This window comes from Streptomyces sp. MUSC 14 (assembly GCF_001866675.1).
GTDB lineage: Bacteria > Actinomycetota > Actinomycetes > Streptomycetales > Streptomycetaceae > Streptomyces.
Map to the genome: position 1 here is coordinate 411613 of NZ_MLYN01000007.1, position 23368 is coordinate 434980.

Consider the following 23368-nt stretch of genomic DNA (forward strand, 5'->3'; position numbering starts at 1 on the left):
GGCCGCCCGTCCCGGGCGGCCCCGCTTCAGTCCAGATAGCCCCGCAGCTGGTCCGCGAACGCGTGATCCCGCAGCTTGTTGAGGGTCTTGGACTCGATCTGCCGTATCCGCTCCCGTGTGACGCCGAAGATGCGGCCTATCTCCTCCAGCGTGCGGGGCCGGCCGTCGGCGAGGCCGTAGCGGAGCTGGACGACCTTGCGCTCCCGCTCCCCCAGCGTGGACAGGACCGCCTCCAGGTGCTGCCGCAGCAGCAGGAACGCGGCCGATTCGACCGGGCTGGCGGCGTCGCCGTCCTCGATGAGGTCACCGAGGGCCACGTCCTCCTCCTCGCCGACCGGAGCGTGCAGGGAGACCGGTTCCTGGGCGAGCCGCAGCACCTCGCTGACCCGCTCGGGCGGCAGGTCGAGGTGGGCGGCGACCTCGTCGGGCGTCGGCTCGTACCCCCGCTCCTGGAGCATCCGGCGCTGCACGCGCACGACCCGGTTGATCAGCTCGACCACGTGCACCGGGACGCGGATGGTGCGGGCCTGGTCGGCCAGCGCCCGGGACATGGCCTGGCGGATCCACCAGGTGGCGTACGTGGAGAACTTGTAGCCACGGGCGTAGTCGAACTTCTCCACCGCGCGGATCAGCCCGAGGTTGCCCTCCTGGACGAGGTCGAGCATGGTCAGCCCGCGTCCGACGTACCGCTTGGCGACCGAGACGACGAGCCGCAGGTTGGCCTCGATGAGCCGGCGCTTGGCCATCCGTCCCATGACGACGAGCCGGTCCAGGTCGAGCGCCAGCCTGGTGTCCAGGTCGGGGGTGTTGCCCAGCTTCTCCTCGGCGAACAGGCCGGCCTCGACCCGGCGGGCGAGTTCGACCTCCTCGGCGGCGGTGAGCAGCGGGATGCGCCCGATCTCGCGCAGGTACTGGCGGAACAGATCGGCGGAGGGGCCACCGGAGTCGGCCCGTGCGGCGACCGGTGCGACGGCGGGTTCGTCGGGCTCCTCGGGCTCTTGGGGCTCGTCCGTGAGGGCGTCCGCCGGCGGTTCGGCCGGCTCGGCGGGCGTGCCCTCCGGGTGCCGGTCACCGCGGCTCTGCGGGGGCACGGCCCCGAGGACGTCCGGCTCGGCGTCCGGCTCGTCCGCGGTGACGGGGGTGGCGCGGGTGGTGCGGGTGGCACGGGTGGCGCTGTCGGTCTGAGTGAGGGTCTGGGTCTGCACGGGGGCGACCTCCAGGATGATCGCTGCCGACCGAGTGCGACAGCGCTACTTCGGGAGCGGAGAGTCGACGGCCTGCGCTCCGAGGACTCGGGCACCGCCCCCAGTGTGGAGTACGACACATCCCCGCCACGAGGGGCGTGCGGTGACTTTTTGCGTTCGTCTCGTGACCGGGTGGTTACTCAGCTCGTCGGACTATCCGAATGACATATGCGGCCAGGAGTGGGCCGCACCGGCATGAGGCAGGATGGAAGGCATGAGCGAGATGGACGAGCTGCGGCGGCGTGTGGAGGCGCTGGAGGCGCAGGTGCACGACGTGGCGGAGGAACAGGCTGCCACCCGGCACCTCGCAGTGAACTCCGATCGCGACGTGGCCGCGCTTCAGGAGCAGCGCAGGGCGGACGTGCAACTGATGCAGGCACTTCGGCAGACGCAGCTTGAGCACGGCAAGACGCTGGAGGAACACAGCAAACTGCTCGGCGCCCTGGTGTCCGGCCAGGTGGCGATGATGGAGCAGATCGGAACGCTCACCACACACGTCGGCGCGATCACCGACCACCTCGGCATCGCACCGCCCGAGCAGCCCCAGGAAGCGGACTAGCCCCCTTCACAGCGCCTCCGAGCCCCGGGTCTTCAGGGACTGGTCGTACTGCTGGAGGACCCACAACTCGTTGTGCGCGGAGGCCAGTTGGGCCGGGTCGCCGCCGGCTTCCAGGCGGCGGGCGGTGATCTGGAGTTCCTGGACGCGGCGCTCCACGGCACGGCGGCGGACGGTCACGAGCTGTTCGCCCGCGTAGTTCTCGTCGACCGTCCGGCGCATGATCGCCTCCACGGCCAGCTCCGTGACCATGGCGCGGACCGTGTCGTCGGGGGCCGCCTCACGGACCCGGACCAGGTACTCCTGGCTGTCCTGCATGCCGTACTCGGCGCCGCCCGCGTCCAGGATCGCCTGGCGGACGGCGGCGTAGGGGGCGGCCGTGAACTCGTCCACGCCGTACGCGTCGAAGGCCGGGGAGACCAGCTCCGGGCGCTGGAGGGCGAGTTTGAGCAGCTCGCGTTCGGTGGCGTAGATCGGGTTGCGGAGCTGGAGGGCGGGGCCCGCCGTGGCGGGGCGGGCAGCGGCCTCGTACGACCGCGGGCCCGCCGGGGCCGGGCCCTGGCCGCCGCGCTCGCGCGCCCAGCGGGCCAGCTGGGCCACCCGCTTGACCACGAACTGGGTGTCGAGGATGCCGAGCATGCCGGCCAGTTGGACGGCGACCTCGTGCTGGGCGCCGCTGTTCTTGATCCGGGCGACGATGGGGGCCGCCTCGTCCAGGGCACCGGCGCGGCCCGCCGGGGTGTCCAGGTCGTAGCGGTTCACGATCTGGCGCAGCGCGAACTCGAAGAGCGGGGTGCGCGGTTCGGCCAGGTCGGCCACCGCCTCGTCGCCCTTGGCGAGGCGCAGCTCGCAGGGGTCCATGCCGTCCGGCGCGATCGCGATGTACGTCTCGGCGGCGAACTTCTGGTCGTCCTCGAAGGCGCGCAGCGCGGCCTTCTGGCCGGCCGCGTCGCCGTCGAAGGTGAAGATGACGCGGGCCGAGCCGTTGTCCAGCAGCAGACGGCGCAGGATCTTGATGTGCTCGCCGCCGAAGGCCGTGCCGCAGGTGGCGATCGCGGTCGTCACGCCGGCGAGGTGGCAGGCCATGACGTCGGTGTAGCCCTCGACGACCACGGCCCGGCTGGCCTTGGCGATGTGCTGCTTGGCCAGGTCGACGCCGTAGAGGACCTGGGACTTCTTGTAGATCGCCGTCTCGGGGGTGTTGAGGTACTTGGGGCCGTTGTCCGCCTCGTACAGCTTGCGGGCGCCGAAACCGACGACCTCGCCGCCGATGTCCCGGATGGGCCACATCAGGCGGCCGCGGAAGCGGTCGATGGGCCCGCGGCGGCCTTCTTGCGACAGCCCGGACAGGACCAGTTCCTTGTCCGTGAAGCCCTTGCCGCGCAGATAGCGGGTGAGATGGTCCCAGCCCTGGGGGCTGTAGCCGACGCCGAAGTGGACGGCGGCGGCCTGGTCGAAGCCGCGCTCGGCGAGGAAGACCCGGCCGGTCTCGGCCTCGGGGCTGGTGGCCAGCTGCTCGGCGTACCACTGCGCGGCGATCTTGTGCGCCTCGACCAGGCGGATCCGCTCGCCGCGCTGGTGGGCCGGGTTGTACCCGCCCTCCTCGTAGCGCAGCGTGATGCCCGCCTGGGCGGCGAGCCGCTCCACCGCCTCCGAGAAGGACAGGTGGTCCACCTTCATCACGAAGGTGATGGTGTCGCCGCCCTCCTGGCAGCCGAAGCAGTGGAAGAGCCCCTTGCTCGGGCTGACCTGGAAGGACGGCGACTTCTCGTCGTGGAACGGGCACAGGCCCTTGAGATTGCCGCCGCCCGCGCTGCGCAACTGGAGGTACTCGGAGACCACGGCGTCGATCGGGACCGCGTCCCGTACCGCCTTCACGTCCTCGTCGTTGATCCGTCCTGCCACGAGGTGATTCTACGGGGCCGCACCGACACCCCCGATGGTCAGGAGGCGAGGCCGTCCAGGGGTACGTGCGGGTCGGCCAGGGCCTCCGTGTCCACCTGGGCCCGGGAGCGGATCAGCTTCTGGATGGGGTCTGTGACGTCCCACACGTTCACGTTCATCCCGGCCAGCACGCGTCCCTCCTTCATCCAGAACGCGATGAACTCCCGCTTGCCGGCGTCGCCCCGGATCACCACCTCGTCGTACGACCCCGGCGGCGCCCAGCCGCTGTACTCCATCCCCAGGTCGTACTGGTCGGTGAAGAAGTACGGCACCCGGTCGTAGCTGATCTCCTGGCCGAGCATCGCGCGGGCGGCGGCCGGGCCGCCGTTGAGGGCATTGGCCCAGTGCTCCACCCGCAGCCGGGTGCCGAACAGGGCGAGCGGGAAGTTCGCCACGTCGCCGGCCGCGTGGATGTCGGGGTCGGAGGTGCGCAGCCGCTCGTCGACGACGATGCCGCCGCCGTGCGCCCGGTCGGCGATCTCCAGCCCGGCCGCCTCCGCGAGACCGGTCCGGGGCGCCGCGCCGATCGCCGCGAGGACGTCGTGCGCCGGGTGCTCCTCGCCGTCGTCGGTGCGGGCCGCGAGCACCATGCCGTCCTGGCCGACGATCTCGGTGAGGTGCCGCCCGAAGTGGAAGCGGACACCGTGCTCGCGGTGCAGCTCGGCGAAGACGTTGCCCAGCTCGGGGCCGAGCACGTGGTGCAGCGGGGTGGGCGACGGGTCGATCACCGTGACCTCCGCGCCGTACTCGCGGGCCGCCGCCGCGACCTCCAGGCCGATCCAGCCGGCGCCCGCGATCACCAGGTGCCCGTTGTCCCGGCCGAGCGAGCCGAGCACGCCCTTGAGCCGCTCGGCGTGCGCGAGCCGGCGCAGATGGTGCACGCCCGCGAGGCCGGTGCCCGGGATGTCGAGGCGGCGCGGCTCGGCGCCGGTGACCAGCAGCAGCTTGTCGTAGCGGACGAGGGTGCCGTCGTCGCCGAAGCGGACCGTCTTCGCCGCGCGGTCGATGCGGTCGACGAACTGGCCGAGGTGCAGCTCGACGTCGTTCTGCGCGTACCAGGCGGGCTCGTGCACGAAGACGCTGTCGCGCTCCTCCTTGCCGAGCAGGTAGCCCTTGGACAGCGGCGGGCGTTCGTACGGGTGGTCGCGCTCGTCGCTGATCAGTATCACCCGGCCGGTGAAGCCCTCCGCCCGGAGCGTCTCCGCCGCCTTCGCGCCGGCGAGACCGCCCCCGACGATGACGAATGTCTGATCCGCGTCGACCACTTGATGCCTCCTCGTAAGGGTGTCGCCATGTGTGAGCGTCCCGCACGCAGCGTCCCGCGGGAAGAGGGAGTGACCCGATCAGGCCACCGGAGGTCACTTTCCTCTCACATATGCCCCGTCAGTCTCGCGTGCAGGGACCGCGCGGACACGTCCGTGAGGGAGGCGATCTGGTCGACGATCACCCGCTTGCGCGCGTGGTCGTCGCCTGCCCCGTCGAACAGGGCCCGAAACTGCGGATCGAGACCGTCCGGCGCGCGGACCGTGAGCGCCTGCGCCAGCTCGGCCACGATCACCCGCTGGTCCGCGCGCTCCCGCTCCTGCTCGGCGCGCTGCATGACGTAACGGTCCGCGACCGCCTTGAGCACCGCGCACTCCATCCGGGCCTCGCGGGGTACGACGAGTTCGGCGCCGTAGCGGGTGAGCCGGCCGGTGCCGTACGCGGCGCGCGTGGCGCCCTCGGCGGCCAGGCAGAACCGGCCGATGAGCTGGCTGGTGGTGTCCTTCAGCCGAGCCTGGGCGACCGCGGTGCCGTCGTAGCCGTGCGGCCACCACTCCGCGTCCTGGAGGCGGTCGAGGGCGGCGGAGAGCTCGGCGGGGTCGGTGTCCGCCGGGACGTAGCGGCCGACGGCGACCTCGAACACCGCCTGCCGCTCCGACTCGGCGTACAGGCAGTTGGGGTCGATGTGACCGGCGTGCAGACCGTCCTCGACGTCGTGCACCGAGTACGCCACGTCGTCCGACCAGTCCATGACCTGGGCCTCGAAGCAGGTGCGGGTGCCCGGCGCCGGGCCTCTGACCCAGTCGAACACCGGGCGGTCGTCCTCGTACACGCCGAACTTCCCTGACGCCGGGTCGGTGGGGTGGGCGCCGCGCGGCCAGGGGTACTTGGTGGCGGCGTCGAGGGTGGCGCGGGTGAGGTTGAGGCCGACGGAGCGTTCCGCCACGAACCGCTTGGGCTCGATGCGGGTGAGGAGCCGCAGGGACTGGGCATTGCCCTCGAAGCCGCCGCAGTCGGCCGCGAAGTCGTTCAGCGCCTGTTCGCCGTTGTGGCCGAAGGGCGGGTGACCGAGGTCGTGGGCGAGGCAGGCCGCCTCGACCAGGTCGGGATCACAGCCGAGGGCCGCGCCCAGCTCGCGGCCCACCTGGGCGCATTCCAGGGAGTGGGTGAGCCGGGTGCGGGGGCTGGCGTCCCAGGCCTGGCTGCGGGTGCCGGGGGTGACCACCTGAGTCTTGCCGGCGAGGCGGCGCAGGGCGGCCGAGTGGAGGATGCGGGCGCGGTCGCGCTGGAAGGCGGTGCGGCCCGGGCGTTTGTCGGGTTCGGGCGCGTAGCGCTCCGCGGAGGTGGAGCCGTACGTTCCGTTCGGTGCGGTGCCTTCCATGGCTCGACAGTAAGCCAGGCAGGCCGCTCCCCTTCAGGCGGCTTGCGCCGACGGCGTCGCCAGGCTCTGCTCGTAACGCCGCACGACCAGCCGGGCCATCGCCGGATGGTCCCCGAGCGGGGCCGCGGCGAGCCAGGGTGCCGCGGCCGCGCACTGGGTCGCGAAGCGGCCCGGGGCGGTGAAACAGGAGGCGACCGCCACCCGGTGGCGGCCCCTCGCCGCCAGGGTGCGCAGGGCCGCCGGGACCGTCGGGCCGGCCGCCGCGGCGTAGGCCGCGAGGACGGGGACGCCCAGTCGCTCGGCGAGGAGGCGGGCGGTGCGGCGGGTGTCCGTGGCCGAGTCGGGGTCGCGGGAGCCTGCCGCGGCCAGGACCACCGCGCCGGAGCGGCGCATGGCCTCGTCCGGGGCCGTCGGCCAGCCGGCCTCCAGCAGGCGGTCGTACAGGGCCTCCGCCAGAAGCGGGTGCGGCCCGAGCGGGGGCGCCACGCGCGCGTGCGCCCGCGCCTCGGCCGCCATCGCGGGGATGTCCTGCTTGGCGTGGTAACCCCGGCTGAGCAGGAGCGGGACGAGGACGGCGGGGGCGCCGCCGAGCTCGGCGAGGGTGTCCGGCAGGAGCGGCGCGTTCAGCTCGATGTGGCCGAGGCGGACGGACAGGCCGGGGCGCAGTTCGCGTACGCGGTCCCTGAGAGCCGTCACGGTGGCGAGCGCGCGCGGGTCCCGGCTGCCGTGGGCGACCAGGACCAGGGCGGGCCGGTCCGGGCGGCGGCAGGGCGGGGGGACCAGGCGGATGCGGGGCCCGGAGCGGGGAGGGGTCGACGCCGTCATGAAACGATCCTGCCGGAGCCACGTTGCGTGGCCGTTGCCTGGCCGTCACGGGTATTTTCCGCGGGTTCACGTCGTACACCTGCGCGATGTGAGGCGAAACCGGATCCGGGCCGCCGGCGTCCTGAAGGGTCGGGACCGATCGCTTCGGAACCGGTCACCGGGGGACGTCGGGGGGATGTGACGTATGAGGATCCGTCGACCGCGGCTGCCGCGCACCCGTGCCGGGCAGCGGCGGCTGGTGCAGGCCGTGATGGCCGTGTGCGTGCTGGCGCTGCTGCCGGTGACGTGGCTGTACGCGTCCACGGCGGACCGGCTGCGCACGGCGGCGGACGTGCCGGCGGCGAAGGTCGCCGTGGTGTTCGGGGCCGGGCTGTGGAACGGGGAGCCGTCGCCGTACCTCGCGCACCGGCTGGACGCGGCGGCGGCGCTGTACCGGGCGGGCCGGGTGAAGGTCGTCCTGGTGACCGGCGACAACAGCCGCAAGGACTACGACGAACCCGACGCCATGCGCGCCTACCTCAGCAGGCACGGCGTACCGGCCGGACGGGTCGTGCGCGACTACGCCGGCTTCGACACCTGGGACTCCTGCGTGCGGGCCCGGAAGATCTTCGGGGTGGAAGGCGCGGTGCTGATCAGCCAGAGCTTCCACATCCGGCGCGCGGTGGCGCTGTGCGAGGCGGCGGGCGTCACCTCCTACGGGGTCGGGGTCGCCGAGAACCATGACGTGACCTGGTACTACGGCGGAACCCGCGAGGTGTTCGCGGCCGGCAAGGCGGTCCTGGACGCGGTGTTCCATCCGGACCCGCAGTTCCTCGGCCCGAAGGACCCGGAGGTGGCGCGGGCGCTCGCCGCGGGGCGGTGAACTTCGCCGACGCCACGCGCCTCACGGCGGGCCGGTCGGGCGCCCTGACCCGCCTGCCGGACACCGGAGTTCACGGCGTGCGCGGTACGGCGGGCAGGAGGCGGGAGGGCCGGCAGACCGTGACGGGGCGCGGCACCGCTGACGTAGATTGCCGGTATGGCTGACACCGGGCAGTTCGACCTCGACGCCTACCTGGGGCGGATCGGCTGGCAGGGCGGCCGGCGGCCCGATCCGCAGACGCTGCGGGGTGTTCATCTGGCCCACGCGCTGTCCCTGCCGTTCGAGAACCTGGACCCGCTGAGCGGCCGGGCGCCCTCGCTGGCGCCCGGCGATCTCATGGCCAAGATGATCCACGGGCGGCGCGGCGGTTACTGCTACGAGCACAACACGCTGCTGTGGCTCGCCCTGGAGGCGCTCGGCTTCCGGGTGGGCGGGCTGGCCGCGCGGGTGGTGCTGGGCGCCCCGACGCCGTGGAGCCGGCCGCGCACGCACATGATGCTGCGGGTCGAGGTGCCGGGCGAGCCGCAGCCGTATCTGGCGGACGTGGGCTTCGGCGCGGCCGGTGCGCTGCTGATACCGCTCCCTCTGGTCACCGGCACCGAGTCCGCGGGCGGCGGCCGACGGCACCGGCTGATGCCGCTGGCCTGCGAGCAGCCGCCGGACATGCTGGAGTTGCAGATGTACGACGGCCGGACGCGGGACTGGGTCGGGCAGTACGCGTTCACGCTGGAGCCGTTCGCCGCCCCGGACTACGAGATGTTCAACTGGTACATCGCCACCGGCCCCCGCTCCCCCTTCAACCGGCGGCCATATCTCCAGCGGACCACCGCCGGGCGCCATATCGCCCTGGACGGGGACCTGTTGACGCAGACGCTCGCCGACGGCACGGTCACCGAGCACAGGCTCGCGGACGCGGCGGAGGCGCGGCGCGTGATCGCCGAGGAGTTCGGGGTCGCCGTGCCCGAGGGGCTGACGCTGCTGCGCCGGCTCAGCGGCGGGTGAGCCAGTCGCCGCCCTCGATCCGGGTGCCGTGGGCCCGCAGTCGGGCGGCGACCGGCGGGGCGGCGAGGTAGACCCAGGCGGGGGCGGCGCTGCCGCCGGCGCGTACGACGTGCCGGGCGACGCGTTCGTAGAGGTTGCGCGGGTCGCCCGGGGTGTACTCCTCCAGCCGGTCCAGGGCAGCGAGCAGGCCGTCGTACGACTCGGGGCGCGCGGTGACCAACTCCCCCTGTACCTCCGCGCCTTGGTGCTCCACGGCGTAGGGGTAGCCGGGCCCGTCGTAGAGCACGGCGCCCGGCAGCCGGGCCGGTTCCTCGGTGATGGTGCGGCCGCGCAGGAACAGGTCGTGGTTGGCCTCGCCGGGACGCAGGGTGCCGTAGACGAAGAAGGGCAGCTGGGCCCCCGGTTCCGAAATGATCACGGAAACGATTCTGTACCCCCCTGGGCTCCACACACATCTCCATGAACAGGCTATGGACATGACATGTCCTGGCTCCTTGAATCTCTGTCGGCAGCAGCGCCCCCCACGCCTACCGGCGCCTTCCCTAGGAGACAGATGAGCCGGATACGCCAGCATGTCCGAGGACCCCGTCGCCTCACCACCACCGCCGGTGTCGCCGTCACCACCGCGACCCTGCTCACCGTGGCCCTCTCCCCCACCGCCCACGCCGACCCGGGACCGACCGCGGCGGGCGCGGTCCGCAACGCGGCCTCGGCGCTCCTGGCCCATGCCGCGAGCCTGGGCCTGACCTCCGCCGAACACACCAGCGTCCGTGACGTGATCGTGGACCGGGACGGCACCCAGCACGTCCGCTACGAGCGCACGTACCGCCAACTCCCCGTCCTCGGTGGCGACTTCGTGGTCCACCTGACGAAGGACGGCGGCTACCGGGGCGCCGACCGGGCGAGTCGCGGCACGATATCCCTGGCCTCGATCGTCCCGCACATATCCGCGCCGAAGGCCGCCGACCTCGCGGTGAACGCGCTGCGGGCGGTCCACCTCGGCGACGGGCTGAAGCAGGTCAAGGCCAGCCCGGAGCTGGTGGTCGACGCCCTGCACGGCACCCCGAAGCTCGCCTGGCGCACCAACGCGGCCGGCCTGGACTCACTCGGCAACCCGGTCGCCCGCACGGTGCTGACCGACGCGCGCACCGGCCGTCGGATCGACGCCTGGGACAGCATCGAGACCGCCACCGGCGACGGGAAGTCGCTGTACAGCGGTACGGTGCCGCTGGAGACGACCCCGTCGGGATCGTCGTACGACCTCACCGACCCGACGCGCGGCGGGACGTACACCGGCGACGCGGCGAACCAGACCGACCTGTGCGTCTTCGGTATCTGCATCACCCGCGCGCCCTCGACGGTGTTCACGGACGCCGACAACCACTGGGGCACCGGCACCACCGCCGACCGCGCCTCGGCGGCCGTCGACGCCCAGTACGGCACCGACATGACCTGGGACTTCTACAGACACGTCCTCGGCCGCAACGGCATCGCCGGCGACGGGAAGGGCTCGTACAACCGCGTCCACTACGGCAACGACTACAACAACGCCTTCTGGGACGACAGTTGCTTCTGCATGACCTACGGCGACGGTGACGGCACCACCTTCGGACCGCTGGTCGCGCTCGACGTCGCCGGGCACGAGATGACCCACGGCGTCACCTCCAAGACGGCCGGCCTGGCCTACACCGGCGAGTCCGGCGGCCTGAACGAGGCCACTTCCGACATCCTCGGCACGATGGTCGAGTTCTACGCGGACAACCCCGCCGACCCCGGTGACTACCTCATCGGCGCGAAGATCGTGAAGCCCGGCTTCGGCAAGACCGCGCTGCGCTACATGGACAAGCCGTCCAAGGACGGCAACTCGGCGGACTACTGGAGCAGTTCGGTCGGCAACCTGGACGTCCACTACTCCTCCGGCGTCGCCAACCACTTCGCCTATCTGCTGGCCGAGGGCAGCGGCGCGAAGACCATCAACGGGGTCAGCTACGACTCCCCGACCTACAACGGCTCCACGGTCACCGGCATCGGCCGCGACAAGCTCACCCGGATCTGGTACCGGGCGCTGACGGTCTACATGACCTCCTCCACCGACTACGCGGGCGCCCGCACGGCGACCCTGAACGCCGCCAAGGACCTCTACGGCGCGGGCAGCACCGAGTACGACGCGGTGGCGGCGGCATGGAGCGCGGTCAACGTCAACTGACGTGCGGGACCGGCGGATCGCCCCCCCCGACACGCCGGAACCCTGGAAGGCCGGAAGGCCGGTGCCCTGTGGGCACCGGCCTTTCCGTCCGGTCCGGTCAGACGGCCAGCTCCTGCTCCTGCCCCTGCTCCGGGGATTCGGCGGGCTGCTCCGGCTTGCGGTCCCGCATCACGGCCGTGGCCAGCACCGCCGCCGCCAGCACACCGGCGGCGCTGACCGCGAAGGTGGTGGACATCGAGGAGGTGAAGGCCTCGCGGGCCGCGTGGACGAGGTCCGGGCGGGCCGTGGCGACCGCGCCGGCGATGGACTCGCGGGCCTGGGCGGGGGCGCCGGCGGGCATCCGGTGCGTGTAGCCGCCGGCCAGCAGCGAGCCGAGGATCGCGATGCCGAGGGCGGTGCCCGCCTGCTGGATGGTGTCGTTCAGGGCCGAGCCGACGCCCGCCTGCTCCGGCGGGATCGTGCCCATCAGCGCGCCGACCGCCGCCGGCATGGCCGCACCCGCGCCGAGGCCGAGCAGGCCCAGGGCGATCGCCGGGACGGTGAAGCCGGAGCCCGCGCCGACCGTGGTGAGCAGGGCGAAGGAGGACACCATGACCAGCATGCCGACGAGGACGACGAGGCGGTTGCCGGTCTTCGCGGCCAGCTGCGCGCCGACCGTGTTGCCGAGGATCGCGGTCACGGCCAGCGGCAGGAAGGCGAGTCCCGCCTTGACCGGCGAGTAGCCGAGGACGAACTGCAGGTACTGGGTGAGGACCAGCAGCAGACCGCCGTTGCCGATCTGCACCAGCGCCAGGGAGAGCGAACCGCCGCTGAAGTTGCGCTGCCTGAACAGGGCGAGCGGGACCATCGGGGACGCGGTGACGTTCTCCCAGACGACGAAGGCGGCGAGCGCGGCCACCGCGACGGCGAGGACGGCCAGGGAACGGCCGCCGAAGGCGCCGTGCTGCGGGATCTCGATGATCCACCAGACCAGCGCGGTCATCCCGGCGGCGGACAGGACCGCGCCCAGCGGGTCGGGCTTCTGCCAGGGCGCCTTCGACTCCGGCATCAGCGTCACACCGGCGATCAGGGCCAGGACGACGACGGGGACGTTCAGGAAGAAGATCGCGTGCCAGGAGAAGTGGTCGATCAGCAGCCCGCCCAGCACGGGGCTGCCCACCAGGCCGAGCATCGACACCGAGCCCCAGGCGGCCATCGCCCGGCCGCGCTCCTCCTCGTCGAAGACCGTGATGAGGATGGAGAGGGTGGACGGCATGATCAGCGCCCCGCCGACCCCCATCGCGATCCGCAGGGCGACGACCTGGCCCGGATCGGCGGCGAACGTCCCCGCCAGTGACGCCGCGCCGAAGAGCAGCAGTCCGGTCAGCATCACCTTCCGGCGGCCGAAGCGGTCGCCGAGGCTGCCGGAGGTGAGCAGCAGGCCGGCGAAGACCAGGACGTAGGAGTCGAGGATCCACTGGATGTCCTGGGCGCTCGCGTGGAGGTCCTCGGTCATCGAGGGCACGGCCACGGTGAGCGCCATGCTGTCGATCGTCAGGACGAGGGTGCTCAGGCAGAGCACGATGAGGATCCACCAGCGGCGCGAGCTGCGATGTTCCGAGCTTTCCCTGCTCTTCATGGGTTTCCCTCCCTGGCGCGTACAGCGTTCCCGCTGCGCGTACGCCGTTCCGTTCGATGCGCACACTGTACGCACTACGGAACAGCGTGCGCAACCCATGCCCTCTGTACGCTGGATGCGAACGACGTACGCACGAAGGCACGCAGAGGAGTCCGCCGATGGCCCCACGGACCGACCCGAACCCGATCCCCTCCGTCTGGGCCCGGCAGCGGCGGGAGCCCGACCAGCCGTCGCTCAACCGGGAGGCGATCGTGCGCGAGGCGATCGCCATGCTGGACACGGACGGCGTCGAGGCGCTCAGCATGCGCAAGCTCGGCGCCCGGCTGAACGCGGGCGCGACCTCGCTCTACCGGCACGTGGCCACCAAGGACGAGCTGATGGAGCTGGCCGTGGACGAGGTCGCCGCCGAGATCCGCGTACCGGCGGCCACCGGGGCCGACTGGCGGGCGGGCGCCACCGAGGCCGCGCAGTCCTTCCGGGCCACCGCACTGCGCCACCCATGGGTGTCCTCGGTGATGGGCCAGGCGGGCCTCGTCTACCTGGGGCCCAACCTGATGGCGTTCAACGAGCAGCTCGCCGCGCTGTTCGTCCAGGCCGGCTTCCCCGAGGCCGACGCGGCGATCAGCACCCTGCTCGGCTACGTGCTGGGCATGAGCACCACCGAGGCGGCGTGGCTCACCACGGTCGCCCGTTCCGGCCACACCGAGGCCGAGTTCGTCTCCCGCCTGCTGCCCGCCGCCCAGCAGGCCGCGGCCGGCCACGACAACCTCTCCGCCGCCTACGCCGCCACCGACGTGACGGCCGTCCGGGACCCCGCCCGGGAGCGGGACGCCAAGTTCGGGTACGGCCTCGACGTCGTCCTGGACGGCCTGGCCGCACGGCTGCCGCACGAGGGGTGCCGTTCGGATCATCCCGGCGTCGCCGGCCCCGGCCCGCGCGTCGGCTCCCGCTCGGGTCGGCCCACAGGCGCCGCTCCACACGGCCGGCCCGATCCGCACGACGCCCCCTGACCCCTGCCGCTTCCCGCGTGCCGCCGGGACACGACGTCCGTCTCCGTACGGCCGCCGCCCGAGCGGCCGCCGGAGACCTGAGGGACCCGGCCGTACGCCGGCCGGCCGGGGCCGTGGAGCGCTGACATGCCGTCATCGGTTCCATGACACCCGTCGCGCCATTCGTGTGTTCTTCACGACGGCCGCTTCCGTGTGCCCTCCGCACCGCTGTGACCTGCTGACACACCGCTCGGGTTGGGCCGTTCGGGGGTCGGGGGCCGGCACCCGTTCGCCGCATTCCTGATGGGTCATCAGCAGGCGGAACCCCGTGACTGCGACTTACCTCGATAGCGAACAGCCGAATCGCGAAGGTCTGGGGAACACCATGCGCCGCACTGCCCGTCTGCTGACCGGTATCGCGCTCGTCGGGGCGGCCGCGGCGCCCGCCTGGGCCGGCACCGCCGGCACCCTGGACGTCACTCCCGGCACGGTGGTGCCGGGCAGCCACGTCACGGTGAACACGGCCGCGTGCGGGAAGGACAGCGGCGGCGCGACCGGGGACGCGGGCGCGGTCGGCGCCGGCACCTTCCTGCTGGCGCCGAGCGCGCACGAGGGCGATGTGATCGGCCAGTTCGCGGTGCCGGAGAGCGCACAGCCGGGGACGTACGAGATCGTCGCCAAGTGCGCGGAGGGCAACCGGCAGGTGACGGGCGACCTCGTGGTGGCCCTGACCGCGGCGCACGGACAGGTGCAGCCGCACGGAAGTCTCAAGACGGGGGTCGGCGGCGCACTCGGCCCCGACCCCGTGCACACCGCGGCGGGTGTGGCGGCGCTGGCCGTCGCCGCCGCGGGCGGTACCTGGCTCCTGCATCGCCGGGCGAGAGGCGACGGGATCTGACGGACACCCTCCGCTGTCCGTCCGCCGGTACCGCACTTCCCGCCCCCTCCGGGTCCGATGCCCCTCGCGGCCCGGAGGGGGAAGGGATTTTCGGGGGTCCGCCCCCGGGAGAGGGATCGACATGCGCAAGAGCGCCAGCAGAGCCGGGCGCGCGAGGAGTGCCGGCCGCGGCCGCGGCGCCCGGCTCGGCGACACCGCGATAGCCACGGTCACCGTCGTGGCCCTCGGTTCCGGGGTGTGGCTGCTCGGCGGCGGCACCGGGACGCACACACCGCCGCAGCCCGCCACCGCGGAGGGCCGCCCCGACCTGGGCGGCGAGCCCCCGGCGGCCCGCGCCCTGGCCCCCTCGCCGCCCACCCGGATCCGCATACCGGGGATCCGCGTGAACGCCCCGCTGATGGGACTGGCCCTGACCGGCTCGGGCAGCCTGGACGTGCCGCCCGCGCGGAACAAGAACCTGGCCGGCTACTACGAGGCCGGCACCCTGCCCGGCGAGACGGGCACCGCGATCGTCGCCGGGCACGTCGACAACGCCCAGGGGCCCGCCGTCTTCTACGACCTCGGCGCGCTCAAGCGGGACGCCCGTATCGAGGTGGACCGCCTCGACGGCTCCGTGGCCGTGTTCAGCGTGGACGCGGTGGAGGTGTACGCGGCCCGTGACTTCCCCGACGAGAAGGTCTACGGCGCGGCCCACCGCCCGGAGCTGCGCGTCATCACCTGCGGCGGCGGCTACTCACCGACGACGGGCTACCAGGGCAACGTGGTGGTCTTCGCCCACCTGACAGGAAGCCGCGCCCCGTAGGGGCGCGGGGAACTGCGCGAGCAACCACGACGCCGCAGCAGACGCACGACGCCCCACGCCACCCACGACCTCACACGCCGAGCCGGCGGCAGCTGAGGGCAGCGTTCCGCACGGGAAACAGACGTGATGCCGCCGGGTAACCTCCGCGCCGCACGCTCGGGAGCATGACCTCGCATACACGTGCCCCCGGGGCCACCCCCACGATCGTGCTCGTCGGCCACGGCATGGTCGGCCAGCGCTTCCTGGAAGCCCTCGCCGAGCGCGGCCTGACCGCCACGCACCGCGTGGTCGTCCTGTGCGAGGAACCGCGTCCGGCGTACGACCGCGTCGCCCTCACCTCGTACTTCTCGGGCAGGACCGCCGAGGACCTCTCCATGACCGACATGGCGTTCATCGACACCCACGGCATCGAGCTGTACGTGGGTGACCCGGCCGACGCCGTCGACCGCGTGGCGAGGACGGTGACCGCCCGGTCCGGCCGGGTCTTCGCGTACGACACGCTCGTCCTCGCCACCGGCTCGTACCCCTTCGTGCCGCCCGTGCCGAACAAGGACGCCGACGGCTGTTTCGTCTACCGCACGATCGAAGACCTGCTCGCGATCGAGGAGTACGCGAAGGGCGCCCGGACCGGTGCGGTGGTCGGCGGCGGGCTGCTGGGTCTGGAGGCGGCCGGCGCGCTCAAGGGGCTCGGACTCGACACGCACATCGTGGAGTTCGCGCCGCGTCTGATGCCGGTGCAGGTCGACGACGGCGGTGGCGCGGCGCTGCTGCGGACCATCGAGGACCTGGGGCTGAGCGTGCACACCGGCGTGGGCACGCAGGAGATCCTCACCGGGGCGGCGGGTGCCGTCAGCGGGATGAAGCTGTCGGACGGGTCCGAACTCGGCGTCGACATGGTCGTGTTCAGCGCCGGTGTCCGCCCCCGCGACCAGCTGGCCCGGGACTGCGGTCTCACGGTCGGCGAGCGCGGCGGCATCAGCGTGGACGAGCGGTGCCGTACGGTCACCGACCCGCACGTGTTCGCGATCGGCGAGTGCGCGCTGGCGGCGGACGGCCGGGTGTACGGGCTGGTCGCGCCGGGGTACGAGCAGGCGGAGACGGCCGCCGCCGCCATCGCCGCCGACGAGGGCGAGCAGGTGACGTTCACGGGTGCCGACCTGTCCACCAAGCTGAAGCTGCTCGGAGTCGACGTGGCGTCGTTCGGCGACGCGCACGGCACCACCGAGGGCTGCCTCGACGTCGTGTACGCCGACTCCCGCGCGGGCCTCTACAAGAAGCTGGTCGTCGGCCGGGACGGCACGCTGCTCGGCGGCGTCCTGGTCGGCGACGCGGAGGCGTACGGCACCCTGCGCGCGCTGACCGGTTCGGTGCCGCCCGTCTCCCCCGAGTCCCTCGTCCTGCCCGCCGGAGCGGACTCGGGGGCCCGGCTCGGGCCGTCCGCCCTGCCGGACGAGGCGGTCGTCTGCTCCTGCAACAACGTCACCAAGGGCGCGATCCGCGACGCGGTCACCGGGCACCGGTGCACCACCGTGCCCGAGGTCAAGAAGTGCACCAAGGCCGGTACGACGTGCGGCAGTTGCGTCAAGGTACTGGGCCAGTTGGTGGACGCCGAGCTGGCGGCGTCCGGCGTCGAGGCCGACAAGGGGCTGTGCGGCTGCTTCGCGCAGACGCGCGAGGAGCTGTACGAGATCGTCCTGAGCCTGCGCATCACGTCGTACCAGGACCTGCTCGACCGCTACGGCCGCGAGGGCGCCCGGGGCGGCGAGGGCTGCGAGACCTGCAAGCCGGCGGTGGCCTCGGTCATCGCCTCCCTCGCCCCGACGATCGGCGCGAGCGGCTACGTCCTCGACGGCGAGCAGGCGGCCCTGCAGGACACCAACGACCATCACCTCGCCAACCTCCAGAAGAACGGCTCGTACTCGGTCGTGCCGCGCATCCCCGGCGGCGAGGTCGCGCCCGAGAAGCTGATCGTGATCGGCGAGATCGCCCGGGACTTCGGCCTCTACACGAAGATCACCGGCGGTCAGCGGATCGACATGTTCGGCGCGCGCGCTGAGCAACTGCCCTTGATATGGGCCCGGTTGGTGGACGCCGGCTTCGAGTCCGGGCACGCCTACGGCAAGGCCCTGCGGACCGTGAAGTCCTGCGTCGGCTCGACCTGGTGCCGTTACGGCGTCCAGGACTCGGTCCGCATGGCGATCGACCTGGAGCTGCGCTACCGGGGCCTGCGCTCCCCGCACAAGCTCAAGTCGGCGGTCTCCGGGTGTGCCCGCGAGTGCGCCGAGGCCCGGTCGAAGGACTTCGGCGTGATCGCCACGGCGAACGGCTGGAACCTGTACGTCGGCGGCAACGGCGGCGCGACCCCGCGCCACGCCGACCTGCTCGCCCAGGACCTGTCGGACGCCGAACTGGTCCGGCTGATCGACCGGTTCCTGATGTTCTACATCCGCACCGCCGACCGCCTGGAGCGCACGAGCGTGTGGCTGGAGCGGATCCCGGGCGGCCTGGACCACGTACGCGACGTGGTGGTGCACGACTCGCTCGGCATCTGCGACGAACTGGAGGCGCTGATGCGGGCGCATGTCGCGGGCTACCGCGACGAGTGGGCCGAGACCATCAACGACCCCGAGAAGCTCACCCGGTTCGTGTCCTTCGTGAACGCCCCCGACACCCCCGACCCGGTCGTCGCCTTCGTCCCCGAGCGCGACCAGATCAAGCCCGACCTGCCGCTGCTCGCCATCGGCAGGCGACCCGCCGCCGACGTCCTGGAAGGAAGCACCCCGCGATGACCCTGGCTGTCGAGACCACGACCCTGAAGGTCCAGCTCCGGCTCGCCGGGGGCTGGTTCACGGCCTGCGAGCTGGACGCGCTGCTCCCGGGCCGGGGCGCCGCCGTCCTGCTGCCGGACGGCCGCCAGGTGGCTCTGTTCCGCGATCGCGCGGACCGCCTCTACGCGATCGACAACCGCGATCCGTTCACCGGCGCGGCCGTCCTCTCCCGCGGCCTGACCGGCACCCACGAGGGCCGCCCCTTCGTCGCCTCCCCCCTGCTGAAGCAGCGCTTCGACCTGGCCGGCGGGGAGTGCCTGGACGACGAGACGGTCCGGGTGACGGCGTACGAGGTCCGGGCGGCGTAGGCCCTCCCACCGCACCGGATAATTTCTTGACCGATCGTTCCCGAAAAGCCTAGGCTCCGACATGTGGCCAGGACCAAGGAATTCGATCCGGACACCGCGCTGCAGGCAGCCCTGGAGCTGTTCTGGCGGCGCGGCTACGAGGCGACCTCGATGGCCGACCTGGTCGAGCACCTGGGGATCGGCCGCGCCAGCCTGTACGCGACGTTCGGCAGCAAGCACGACCTGTACCTGAAGGCGCTGGACCGCTACCAGGCGGGCAGTGCCGCACCCCTGGTGCGGGAGCTGTCCGGGCCGGGCCCCGCCCTGCCGGCCGTGCGCGCCGTCGTACGGCGCTTCGCCGCCGAGGCCACGGCCGAGAAACAGCGCCTGACCGGCTGCTTCGTCACCAACACGGCTGCCGAACTCGCCCCGCACGACCCGGCCGCGGCCCGCCGTGTCGAGCACAGCTGGGACCAGCTGGAGACCCTGCTGCGCGCGGCGCTGGTCCGCGCCCGGGCACAGGGCGAGCTGGCCGCCGACCGCGACCCGCTCACGCTCGCCCGCATGCTGCTGGTCCTGATGCAGGGTCTGCGGGTGGTCGGCAAGGCCTCCTCGGACCCGGCCCGCGCCAGGGACGCGGCGGAGCAGGCGCTGGCCCTTCTGGACTGACACCGGGCGCCCCTGCGGGATGCGGGGGCGCTGTTTGTCGCCTTCAAATTGAACCGATCGTTCAAAAAAGGAGATCTGATCATCATGACCAACCGTTTCTCCGGCCGGACCGCCCTCGTCACCGGCGCCGGCTCCGGCATCGGGCGGGGCGTGGCGCTGGCGTTCGCCCGGGAAGGCGCGAACGTCGTCGTCGCCGGACGCCGGCGCGAGCCGCTCGACGAGACGGTGGCGCTGATCGAGCGGGCGGGCGGCAAGACACTGGCCGTCACCGCCGACGTGACCCGCGCCGACGACCTGCGCGGCCTCGTGGCCGGCGCCGTGGACCGGTTCGGCGCGCTGGACGTGGCCGTGAACAACGCGGGCGTCCTGGAAGCCGGCGGGCAGCCGCTCGCGGACGTGCCCGAGGAGGCCTGGCGCCGGATGCTCGACATCAACGTGACCGGCGTCCTCCTCGCCCTCCAGGCCGAGGTCGCGCAGATGCGCACCCAGCCCGGCGGCGGCGCCGTCGTGAACATCGCCTCCCGGATCGGTGTCCACAGCCGCGTCCCCGGCACCACCGCGTACGCCGCCACCAAGGCGGCCGTGTCGGTCCTCACCCGCGGCGCCGCCCTGGACCACATCGCCGACGGCGTCCGCATCAACGCCGTCAGCCCCGGCCCGACCGCCACGGCCATGTCGTTCAAGCCCGGCGAGACGGAGGCCGGGCGGGCCGAGCGGATGCGCGGCGCGGTCCCGCTCGGCCGGGTCTGCACCGTCGAGGAGGTGGCCGCCGCGGTGCTGTACCTGGCCTCGGACGACGCGGCCTCGGTGGTCGGCACCGACCTGGTGGTGGACGGCGGCTCGACCGCCTGACCACGCGGCCGTCGTCAGTCGATCCCCGAGCGCTCCACCCCCGCCACGATCCACCGCTGGAAGCACAGGAAGACGAGCAGCAGGGGCAGGACGGACACGACGGCGGCGACGAACAGTTCGTGCAGCCGCACGACCTGGGCCGTGGTGAAGGACGACAGCGCGACCTGCACCGTCCAGGCGCGCTGGTCCTGCCCGATGACCAGCGGCCACAGGAAGGAGTTCCACGCGCCGAGGAACACGATCGTCCCGACGGCCGCGAACACCGGCCGCGCGTTGGGCACCACCACCAGCCAGTACGTCCGCCAGCACCCGAGCCCGTCGACCTGCGCCGCGTCCTCCAGCTCCCGTGGGAAGCCGAGGAAGTACTGCCGGAAGACGAAGCAGGCGAACGCCGAGAACAGCGTCGGGACGATCAGTCCGCGGAGCGTGGAGATCCAGCCCAGTGACGACACCAGCACGAAGCTCGGTACGAAGGTGACGGCGGCCGGGACCAGGAGGGTACCGAGGATGCCGTAGAAGACCTTGTTCGCGTGCCGGTAGGGAATACGGGCGAGCCCGTACCCGGCGAGGGAGGCGAGCAGAAGCGTCCCGGCGGTGGTGGCCACGGCGATCAGCGCGGAGTTGAGCAGGGACCGGGCGAAGGGCACCGACGGATCGGTGAACAGCTCCCGGACGTTCCCCCACCTCAACTCCCCCGGGAAGAAGGTCCATCGGGGCGAGGTGATGTCCTGCTCGCTGGCCAGCCCGTTCCGTACGAGCAGATAGAAGGGGATGAGGAAGAGCAGGGCGAGCGCGATCAGCAGCACCGCCCGCAGGGCCCGCCCGGCCCGCACCAGGGCGTCATCCATCGGCGTCCGTCCTTCCCAGCCGCAGCCACCGCGCCTGCCCGACCGTGACGACCGCGATGATCAGCGCGAGGATCACCGCTCCCGCGCTGCCGAGCCCGAGGTTCTGCCCCTGCCCGAGCGCGATGTAGTAGAGGTAGACGAGCGGCGGCCGGGCGTACGGCGGATAGCCCCGGGCGTCGGACAGCAGGTTGTAGAACTCGTCGAAGGCCTGGAAGGCGTTGACGACGAGCAGCAGCAGCACGGCGACCGAGGTGGCCCGCAGCTGCGGCAGGGTGATGTGCCGCAGCACCGTCCAGCCGGGCCGGGCCCCGTCCACGGCGGCCGCCTCGTAGAGCACCGGATCGATCCGCTGGAGCCCGGCCAGGAAGAGGATCATGTAGAAGCCCGCCTGGAGCCACAGCCGTACGGTGACGATGACCAGCCAGTACCAGGGCGGGTCGGTGGTGGACAGCCAGGCCACCGGATCGCCGCCGAACCACCCGAGCACGGTGTTGGCCAGCCCGAACCGTACCCCGTTGAAGATCGACATCTTCCAGACCAGGGCCGCGACGACGTAACTGCACGCGGCCGGGAGGAAGAAGACGGACCGGAGGAACGCGCGCGCCCGGCGGACCCGGTTGATCATGAGCGCGAGCGACAGGGACAGCAGATAGGTGACGGGCACGATGAAGGCCGTGAAGACGAGGAACGTCCTCAGGCTGCCGGTGAACGCGTCGTCCCCCAGCATCGCCGTGTAGTTGTCCAGGCCGACGAAGTGCGTCGGCGTGACGGTGCCCCGCGCGTCGAAGAAGCTGAGGCCCACGCTCCACAGCAGCGGGACGTAGGTGAAGAGCGCGAGCCCGGCGGCGAAGGGCCCGACGAACACCCAGAACCAGAGGGTCCTGCGCCGCCTCACGACTTCTTCTTCACACGCTGGAGTTCACTTGCCACCTTCCCTGCGACACCCCGCAGCTCGCTCTCCGGGTCCGCGCCGCTCTTGATGATCCGGCTGAGCGCGTCCTGGTAGGCGGTCTGCGCGGCCGGTGTCCACAGCAGGGGCTGGGCGTACCCGTGCTCGGTGGCGAGGCGGACGGCGTCCGCGGCGGGGCCGCTGTGGAGCTTGGCGGCCTTCTTGGCGAGGGAGATCCGGGCGGGAATGTGGAAACCGTACGAGAGAGCGAAGTCCTCCTGGTAGTCGGTCCGTTCGACCCACAGCCACTTCACGTACTCCTTGGCGGCCTCCCGACGCCTGCTGCGGGCGCTGACGGCGGCGCCGTACGCCCCGACGGGCACGGTGGGTCTGCCCTGGCCGCCGTCCGCGGGGAAGGGCAACACTCCGAAATCGTCGCCCAGTTGCTGCTTGATCTGGGGCAGCGCCCACAGCCCGCACCACTGCATCGCGGTGAGGCCTTGAAGGAGGGCGGACGGGTCCGACCAGTCCGCGGGCGCACCGAGGAGGAGGGACTCGTCGGCGTAGAGCCGGCGCAGCTTGCCGAGGGTGCGGGCGGCGGCCGGGTCGTCGAAACCGACCTTGCCGTCCGCGGTGACGAGCTGAAGTCCGGCGGCGTAGAGGGGAGTTCCGCCCAGCACCCCCGCTCCCCCGTCGTTCCCGAGGAATAGCCCCTTGACCTTGCTGGTGGTGAGCGTGCGGGCGGCGTCCACGAGGGCGTCGAGGGTGGCGGGCGGCGTGACCCCGGCCGCCTTCAGCAGGCTCTTGCGGTAGTAGAGGAGCTGCATGTCGACGACCTGCGGGATGCCGTAGACCCGCCCCTCGTACGTCTTGGGCGTGAGCACGGCGGGGTTGAAGTCGCCCTTGACGCCGTCGAGCAGGTCGGTGAGGTCGACGACCTGTCCGCCCTGGATCTGGTCGAGCGTGGGCCCGTTGACCTCGAACACATCGGGCCCGGAGTCGGTCAGCAGCGCGGCGGCGGTCTGCTGGTCGTAGTTCCCGGGCCGCCACTCGACCGTGACGTGCGCCTTCCGGTACGCGGCGGCGTACCGCTGCACGGCCTGCTGGGTGCCCGGCTCGCCGTACTGGTGGTACCACTGTGAGAGCTCCGACCCCGAACTCCCGCCCCCACGCCCGGTGTTGGAACCGCACGCGGCGAGTGCCCCCGCCCCGATCCCGGCCCCCGCGACCAGCAGCGCCCTACGGCTCACGGCCATCGTCCGTACCCCCTGTCGTATCGGTGTCGGTCATCGATGCACGGCCCAACGATCAACCTTGCGCGATGATTACGAAAGAGGTGTTGCAGCCGTGTGTCACGGTGCGGGGGCACGGTGTCACGGCCTTCGGCCGATTCCCACCGGAATCG

General features: G+C 72.3%; 20 protein-coding genes and 1 pseudogene. 11 read left to right on the forward strand and 10 right to left on the reverse strand.

Annotated features, from left to right (window positions below):
* Positions 1-26: 26 nt before the first annotated feature.
* Positions 27-1326, reverse strand: a pseudogene (locus BIV25_RS03170) (RNA polymerase sigma factor).
* A 132-nt stretch (positions 1327-1458) separates the two neighbouring features.
* On the opposite strand from BIV25_RS03170, the gene BIV25_RS03175 reads away from it, so the two are divergent.
* Complete coding sequence (locus BIV25_RS03175) at positions 1459-1803, forward strand: hypothetical protein (RefSeq protein WP_071370644.1); 345 nt, start codon at positions 1459-1461, stop codon at positions 1801-1803.
* A 6-nt stretch (positions 1804-1809) separates the two neighbouring features.
* Here the strand turns inward: BIV25_RS03175 and dnaG are convergent, their stop codons facing one another.
* From dnaG to BIV25_RS03195, 4 genes are all read right to left on the reverse strand, one after another.
* Positions 1810-3705, reverse strand: coding sequence for a DNA primase (gene dnaG, locus BIV25_RS03180; protein WP_071370524.1), 1896 nt, complete (start codon positions 3703-3705; stop codon positions 1810-1812).
* Positions 3706-3743: 38 nt separating this feature from the next.
* Entirely contained in the window at positions 3744-5009 is a 1266-nt protein-coding gene (locus BIV25_RS03185; RefSeq protein WP_071370525.1) for an NAD(P)/FAD-dependent oxidoreductase, read from the reverse strand.
* Between the two features lie 104 nt (positions 5010-5113).
* A complete protein-coding gene (locus tag BIV25_RS03190; RefSeq protein WP_071370526.1) occupies positions 5114-6388 on the reverse strand; it encodes a deoxyguanosinetriphosphate triphosphohydrolase in 1275 nt (424 codons plus the stop codon).
* 33 nt (positions 6389-6421) lie between these two features.
* Positions 6422-7213: a sirohydrochlorin chelatase gene (locus tag BIV25_RS03195; RefSeq protein WP_071370527.1), complete on the reverse strand. Its 792-nt coding sequence runs from the start codon at positions 7211-7213 to the stop codon at positions 6422-6424.
* A gap of 184 nt (positions 7214-7397) precedes the next feature.
* On the opposite strand from BIV25_RS03195, the gene BIV25_RS03200 reads away from it, so the two are divergent.
* Together BIV25_RS03200 and BIV25_RS03205 are read left to right on the forward strand one after the other, a co-directional pair.
* Positions 7398-8075 carry a vancomycin high temperature exclusion protein gene (locus BIV25_RS03200; RefSeq protein ID WP_071370528.1) on the forward strand — a complete coding sequence of 226 codons (678 nt, stop codon included), beginning with the start codon at positions 7398-7400 and terminating at the stop codon, positions 8073-8075.
* A gap of 156 nt (positions 8076-8231) precedes the next feature.
* Positions 8232-9077: an arylamine N-acetyltransferase gene (locus BIV25_RS03205; protein ID WP_071370529.1), complete on the forward strand. Its 846-nt coding sequence runs from the start codon at positions 8232-8234 to the stop codon at positions 9075-9077.
* On the opposite strand, the gene BIV25_RS03210 is transcribed toward BIV25_RS03205, so the two are convergent.
* On the reverse strand, positions 9064-9495 hold the full coding sequence (locus tag BIV25_RS03210; RefSeq protein ID WP_371272980.1) for a gamma-glutamylcyclotransferase family protein: 432 nt from the start codon (positions 9493-9495) through the stop codon (positions 9064-9066). The two genes, BIV25_RS03205 and BIV25_RS03210, sit on opposite strands and share 14 nt — an antisense overlap.
* 135 nt (positions 9496-9630) lie before the next feature.
* Between BIV25_RS03210 and BIV25_RS03215 the strand changes: the two genes are divergently transcribed.
* Entirely contained in the window at positions 9631-11283 is a 1653-nt protein-coding gene (locus BIV25_RS03215) for a M4 family metallopeptidase (RefSeq protein ID WP_071370530.1), read from the forward strand.
* Positions 11284-11380: 97 nt separating this feature from the next.
* On the opposite strand, the gene BIV25_RS03220 is transcribed toward BIV25_RS03215, so the two are convergent.
* Positions 11381-12901, reverse strand: coding sequence for an MFS transporter (locus BIV25_RS03220; RefSeq protein ID WP_071370531.1), 1521 nt, complete (start codon positions 12899-12901; stop codon positions 11381-11383).
* A gap of 158 nt (positions 12902-13059) precedes the next feature.
* Between BIV25_RS03220 and BIV25_RS03225 the strand changes: the two genes are divergently transcribed.
* The 7 genes from BIV25_RS03225 to BIV25_RS03255 all read left to right on the forward strand — a co-directional run bounded on the left by BIV25_RS03225 (position 13060) and on the right by BIV25_RS03255 (position 20226).
* Positions 13060-13911, forward strand: coding sequence for a TetR/AcrR family transcriptional regulator (locus BIV25_RS03225; protein WP_079176403.1), 852 nt, complete (start codon positions 13060-13062; stop codon positions 13909-13911).
* Between the two features lie 364 nt (positions 13912-14275).
* A complete protein-coding gene (locus BIV25_RS03230) occupies positions 14276-14788 on the forward strand; it encodes a hypothetical protein (RefSeq protein WP_071370532.1) in 513 nt (170 codons plus the stop codon).
* A gap of 121 nt (positions 14789-14909) precedes the next feature.
* The gene (locus tag BIV25_RS03235) at positions 14910-15590 is read left to right on the forward strand and encodes a class F sortase (protein ID WP_071370533.1); all 681 of its coding nucleotides are present in this window, start codon (positions 14910-14912) and stop codon (positions 15588-15590) included.
* A gap of 164 nt (positions 15591-15754) precedes the next feature.
* Positions 15755-18379, forward strand: a complete 2625-nt coding sequence (nirB, locus tag BIV25_RS03240) for a nitrite reductase large subunit NirB (RefSeq protein ID WP_071370534.1) — start codon at positions 15755-15757, stop codon at positions 18377-18379.
* Positions 18376-18726, forward strand: coding sequence for a nitrite reductase small subunit NirD (gene nirD / locus BIV25_RS03245; protein ID WP_071370535.1), 351 nt, complete (start codon positions 18376-18378; stop codon positions 18724-18726). The genes nirB and nirD overlap by 4 nt, the downstream gene beginning before the upstream one ends.
* Before the next feature lie 63 nt (positions 18727-18789).
* Positions 18790-19374 carry a TetR/AcrR family transcriptional regulator gene (locus tag BIV25_RS03250; protein WP_071370536.1) on the forward strand — a complete coding sequence of 195 codons (585 nt, stop codon included), beginning with the start codon at positions 18790-18792 and terminating at the stop codon, positions 19372-19374.
* 84 nt (positions 19375-19458) lie between these two features.
* Positions 19459-20226, forward strand: coding sequence for an SDR family NAD(P)-dependent oxidoreductase (locus BIV25_RS03255; RefSeq protein ID WP_071370537.1), 768 nt, complete (start codon positions 19459-19461; stop codon positions 20224-20226).
* 14 nt (positions 20227-20240) lie between these two features.
* Here the strand turns inward: BIV25_RS03255 and BIV25_RS03260 are convergent, their stop codons facing one another.
* From BIV25_RS03260 to BIV25_RS03270, 3 genes are read right to left on the reverse strand one after another with little or no spacing between them, the layout of a single operon-like run.
* Entirely contained in the window at positions 20241-21074 is an 834-nt protein-coding gene (locus BIV25_RS03260; protein WP_071370538.1) for a carbohydrate ABC transporter permease, read from the reverse strand.
* Positions 21067-21969 (reverse strand): carbohydrate ABC transporter permease, encoded by a 903-nt coding sequence (locus BIV25_RS03265; RefSeq protein ID WP_071370539.1) that lies wholly within the window; start codon positions 21967-21969, stop codon positions 21067-21069. Before BIV25_RS03265 ends, BIV25_RS03260 begins: the two co-directional genes overlap by 8 nt.
* The gene (locus tag BIV25_RS03270) at positions 21966-23219 is read right to left on the reverse strand and encodes an ABC transporter substrate-binding protein (RefSeq protein WP_071370540.1); all 1254 of its coding nucleotides are present in this window, start codon (positions 23217-23219) and stop codon (positions 21966-21968) included. The genes BIV25_RS03265 and BIV25_RS03270 overlap by 4 nt, the downstream gene beginning before the upstream one ends.
* Positions 23220-23368 lie beyond the last annotated feature (149 nt).

Bases quoted from the DNA above. Each gene is read 5' to 3' on its own strand.
- BIV25_RS03260 (WP_071370538.1), bottom strand. From the start codon at position 21,074: ATGGATGACGCCCTGGTGCGGGCCGGGCGGGCCCTGCGGGCGGTGCTG.
- BIV25_RS03215 (WP_071370530.1), top strand. From the start codon at position 9,631: ATGAGCCGGATACGCCAGCATGTCCGAGGACCCCGTCGCCTCACCACC.
- nirD (WP_071370535.1), top strand. From the start codon at position 18,376: ATGACCCTGGCTGTCGAGACCACGACCCTGAAGGTCCAGCTCCGGCTC.
- BIV25_RS03270 (WP_071370540.1), bottom strand. From the start codon at position 23,219: ATGGCCGTGAGCCGTAGGGCGCTGCTGGTCGCGGGGGCCGGGATCGGG.
- BIV25_RS03205 (WP_071370529.1), top strand. From the start codon at position 8,232: ATGGCTGACACCGGGCAGTTCGACCTCGACGCCTACCTGGGGCGGATC.
- BIV25_RS03195 (WP_071370527.1), bottom strand. From the start codon at position 7,213: ATGACGGCGTCGACCCCTCCCCGCTCCGGGCCCCGCATCCGCCTGGTC.
- BIV25_RS03235 (WP_071370533.1), top strand. From the start codon at position 14,910: ATGCGCAAGAGCGCCAGCAGAGCCGGGCGCGCGAGGAGTGCCGGCCGC.
- BIV25_RS03220 (WP_071370531.1), bottom strand. From the start codon at position 12,901: ATGAAGAGCAGGGAAAGCTCGGAACATCGCAGCTCGCGCCGCTGGTGG.
- BIV25_RS03175 (WP_071370644.1), top strand. From the start codon at position 1,459: ATGAGCGAGATGGACGAGCTGCGGCGGCGTGTGGAGGCGCTGGAGGCG.
- BIV25_RS03225 (WP_079176403.1), top strand. From the start codon at position 13,060: ATGGCCCCACGGACCGACCCGAACCCGATCCCCTCCGTCTGGGCCCGG.
- nirB (WP_071370534.1), top strand. From the start codon at position 15,755: ATGACCTCGCATACACGTGCCCCCGGGGCCACCCCCACGATCGTGCTC.
- BIV25_RS03255 (WP_071370537.1), top strand. From the start codon at position 19,459: ATGACCAACCGTTTCTCCGGCCGGACCGCCCTCGTCACCGGCGCCGGC.
- BIV25_RS03200 (WP_071370528.1), top strand. From the start codon at position 7,398: ATGAGGATCCGTCGACCGCGGCTGCCGCGCACCCGTGCCGGGCAGCGG.
- BIV25_RS03230 (WP_071370532.1), top strand. From the start codon at position 14,276: ATGCGCCGCACTGCCCGTCTGCTGACCGGTATCGCGCTCGTCGGGGCG.
- BIV25_RS03190 (WP_071370526.1), bottom strand. From the start codon at position 6,388: ATGGAAGGCACCGCACCGAACGGAACGTACGGCTCCACCTCCGCGGAG.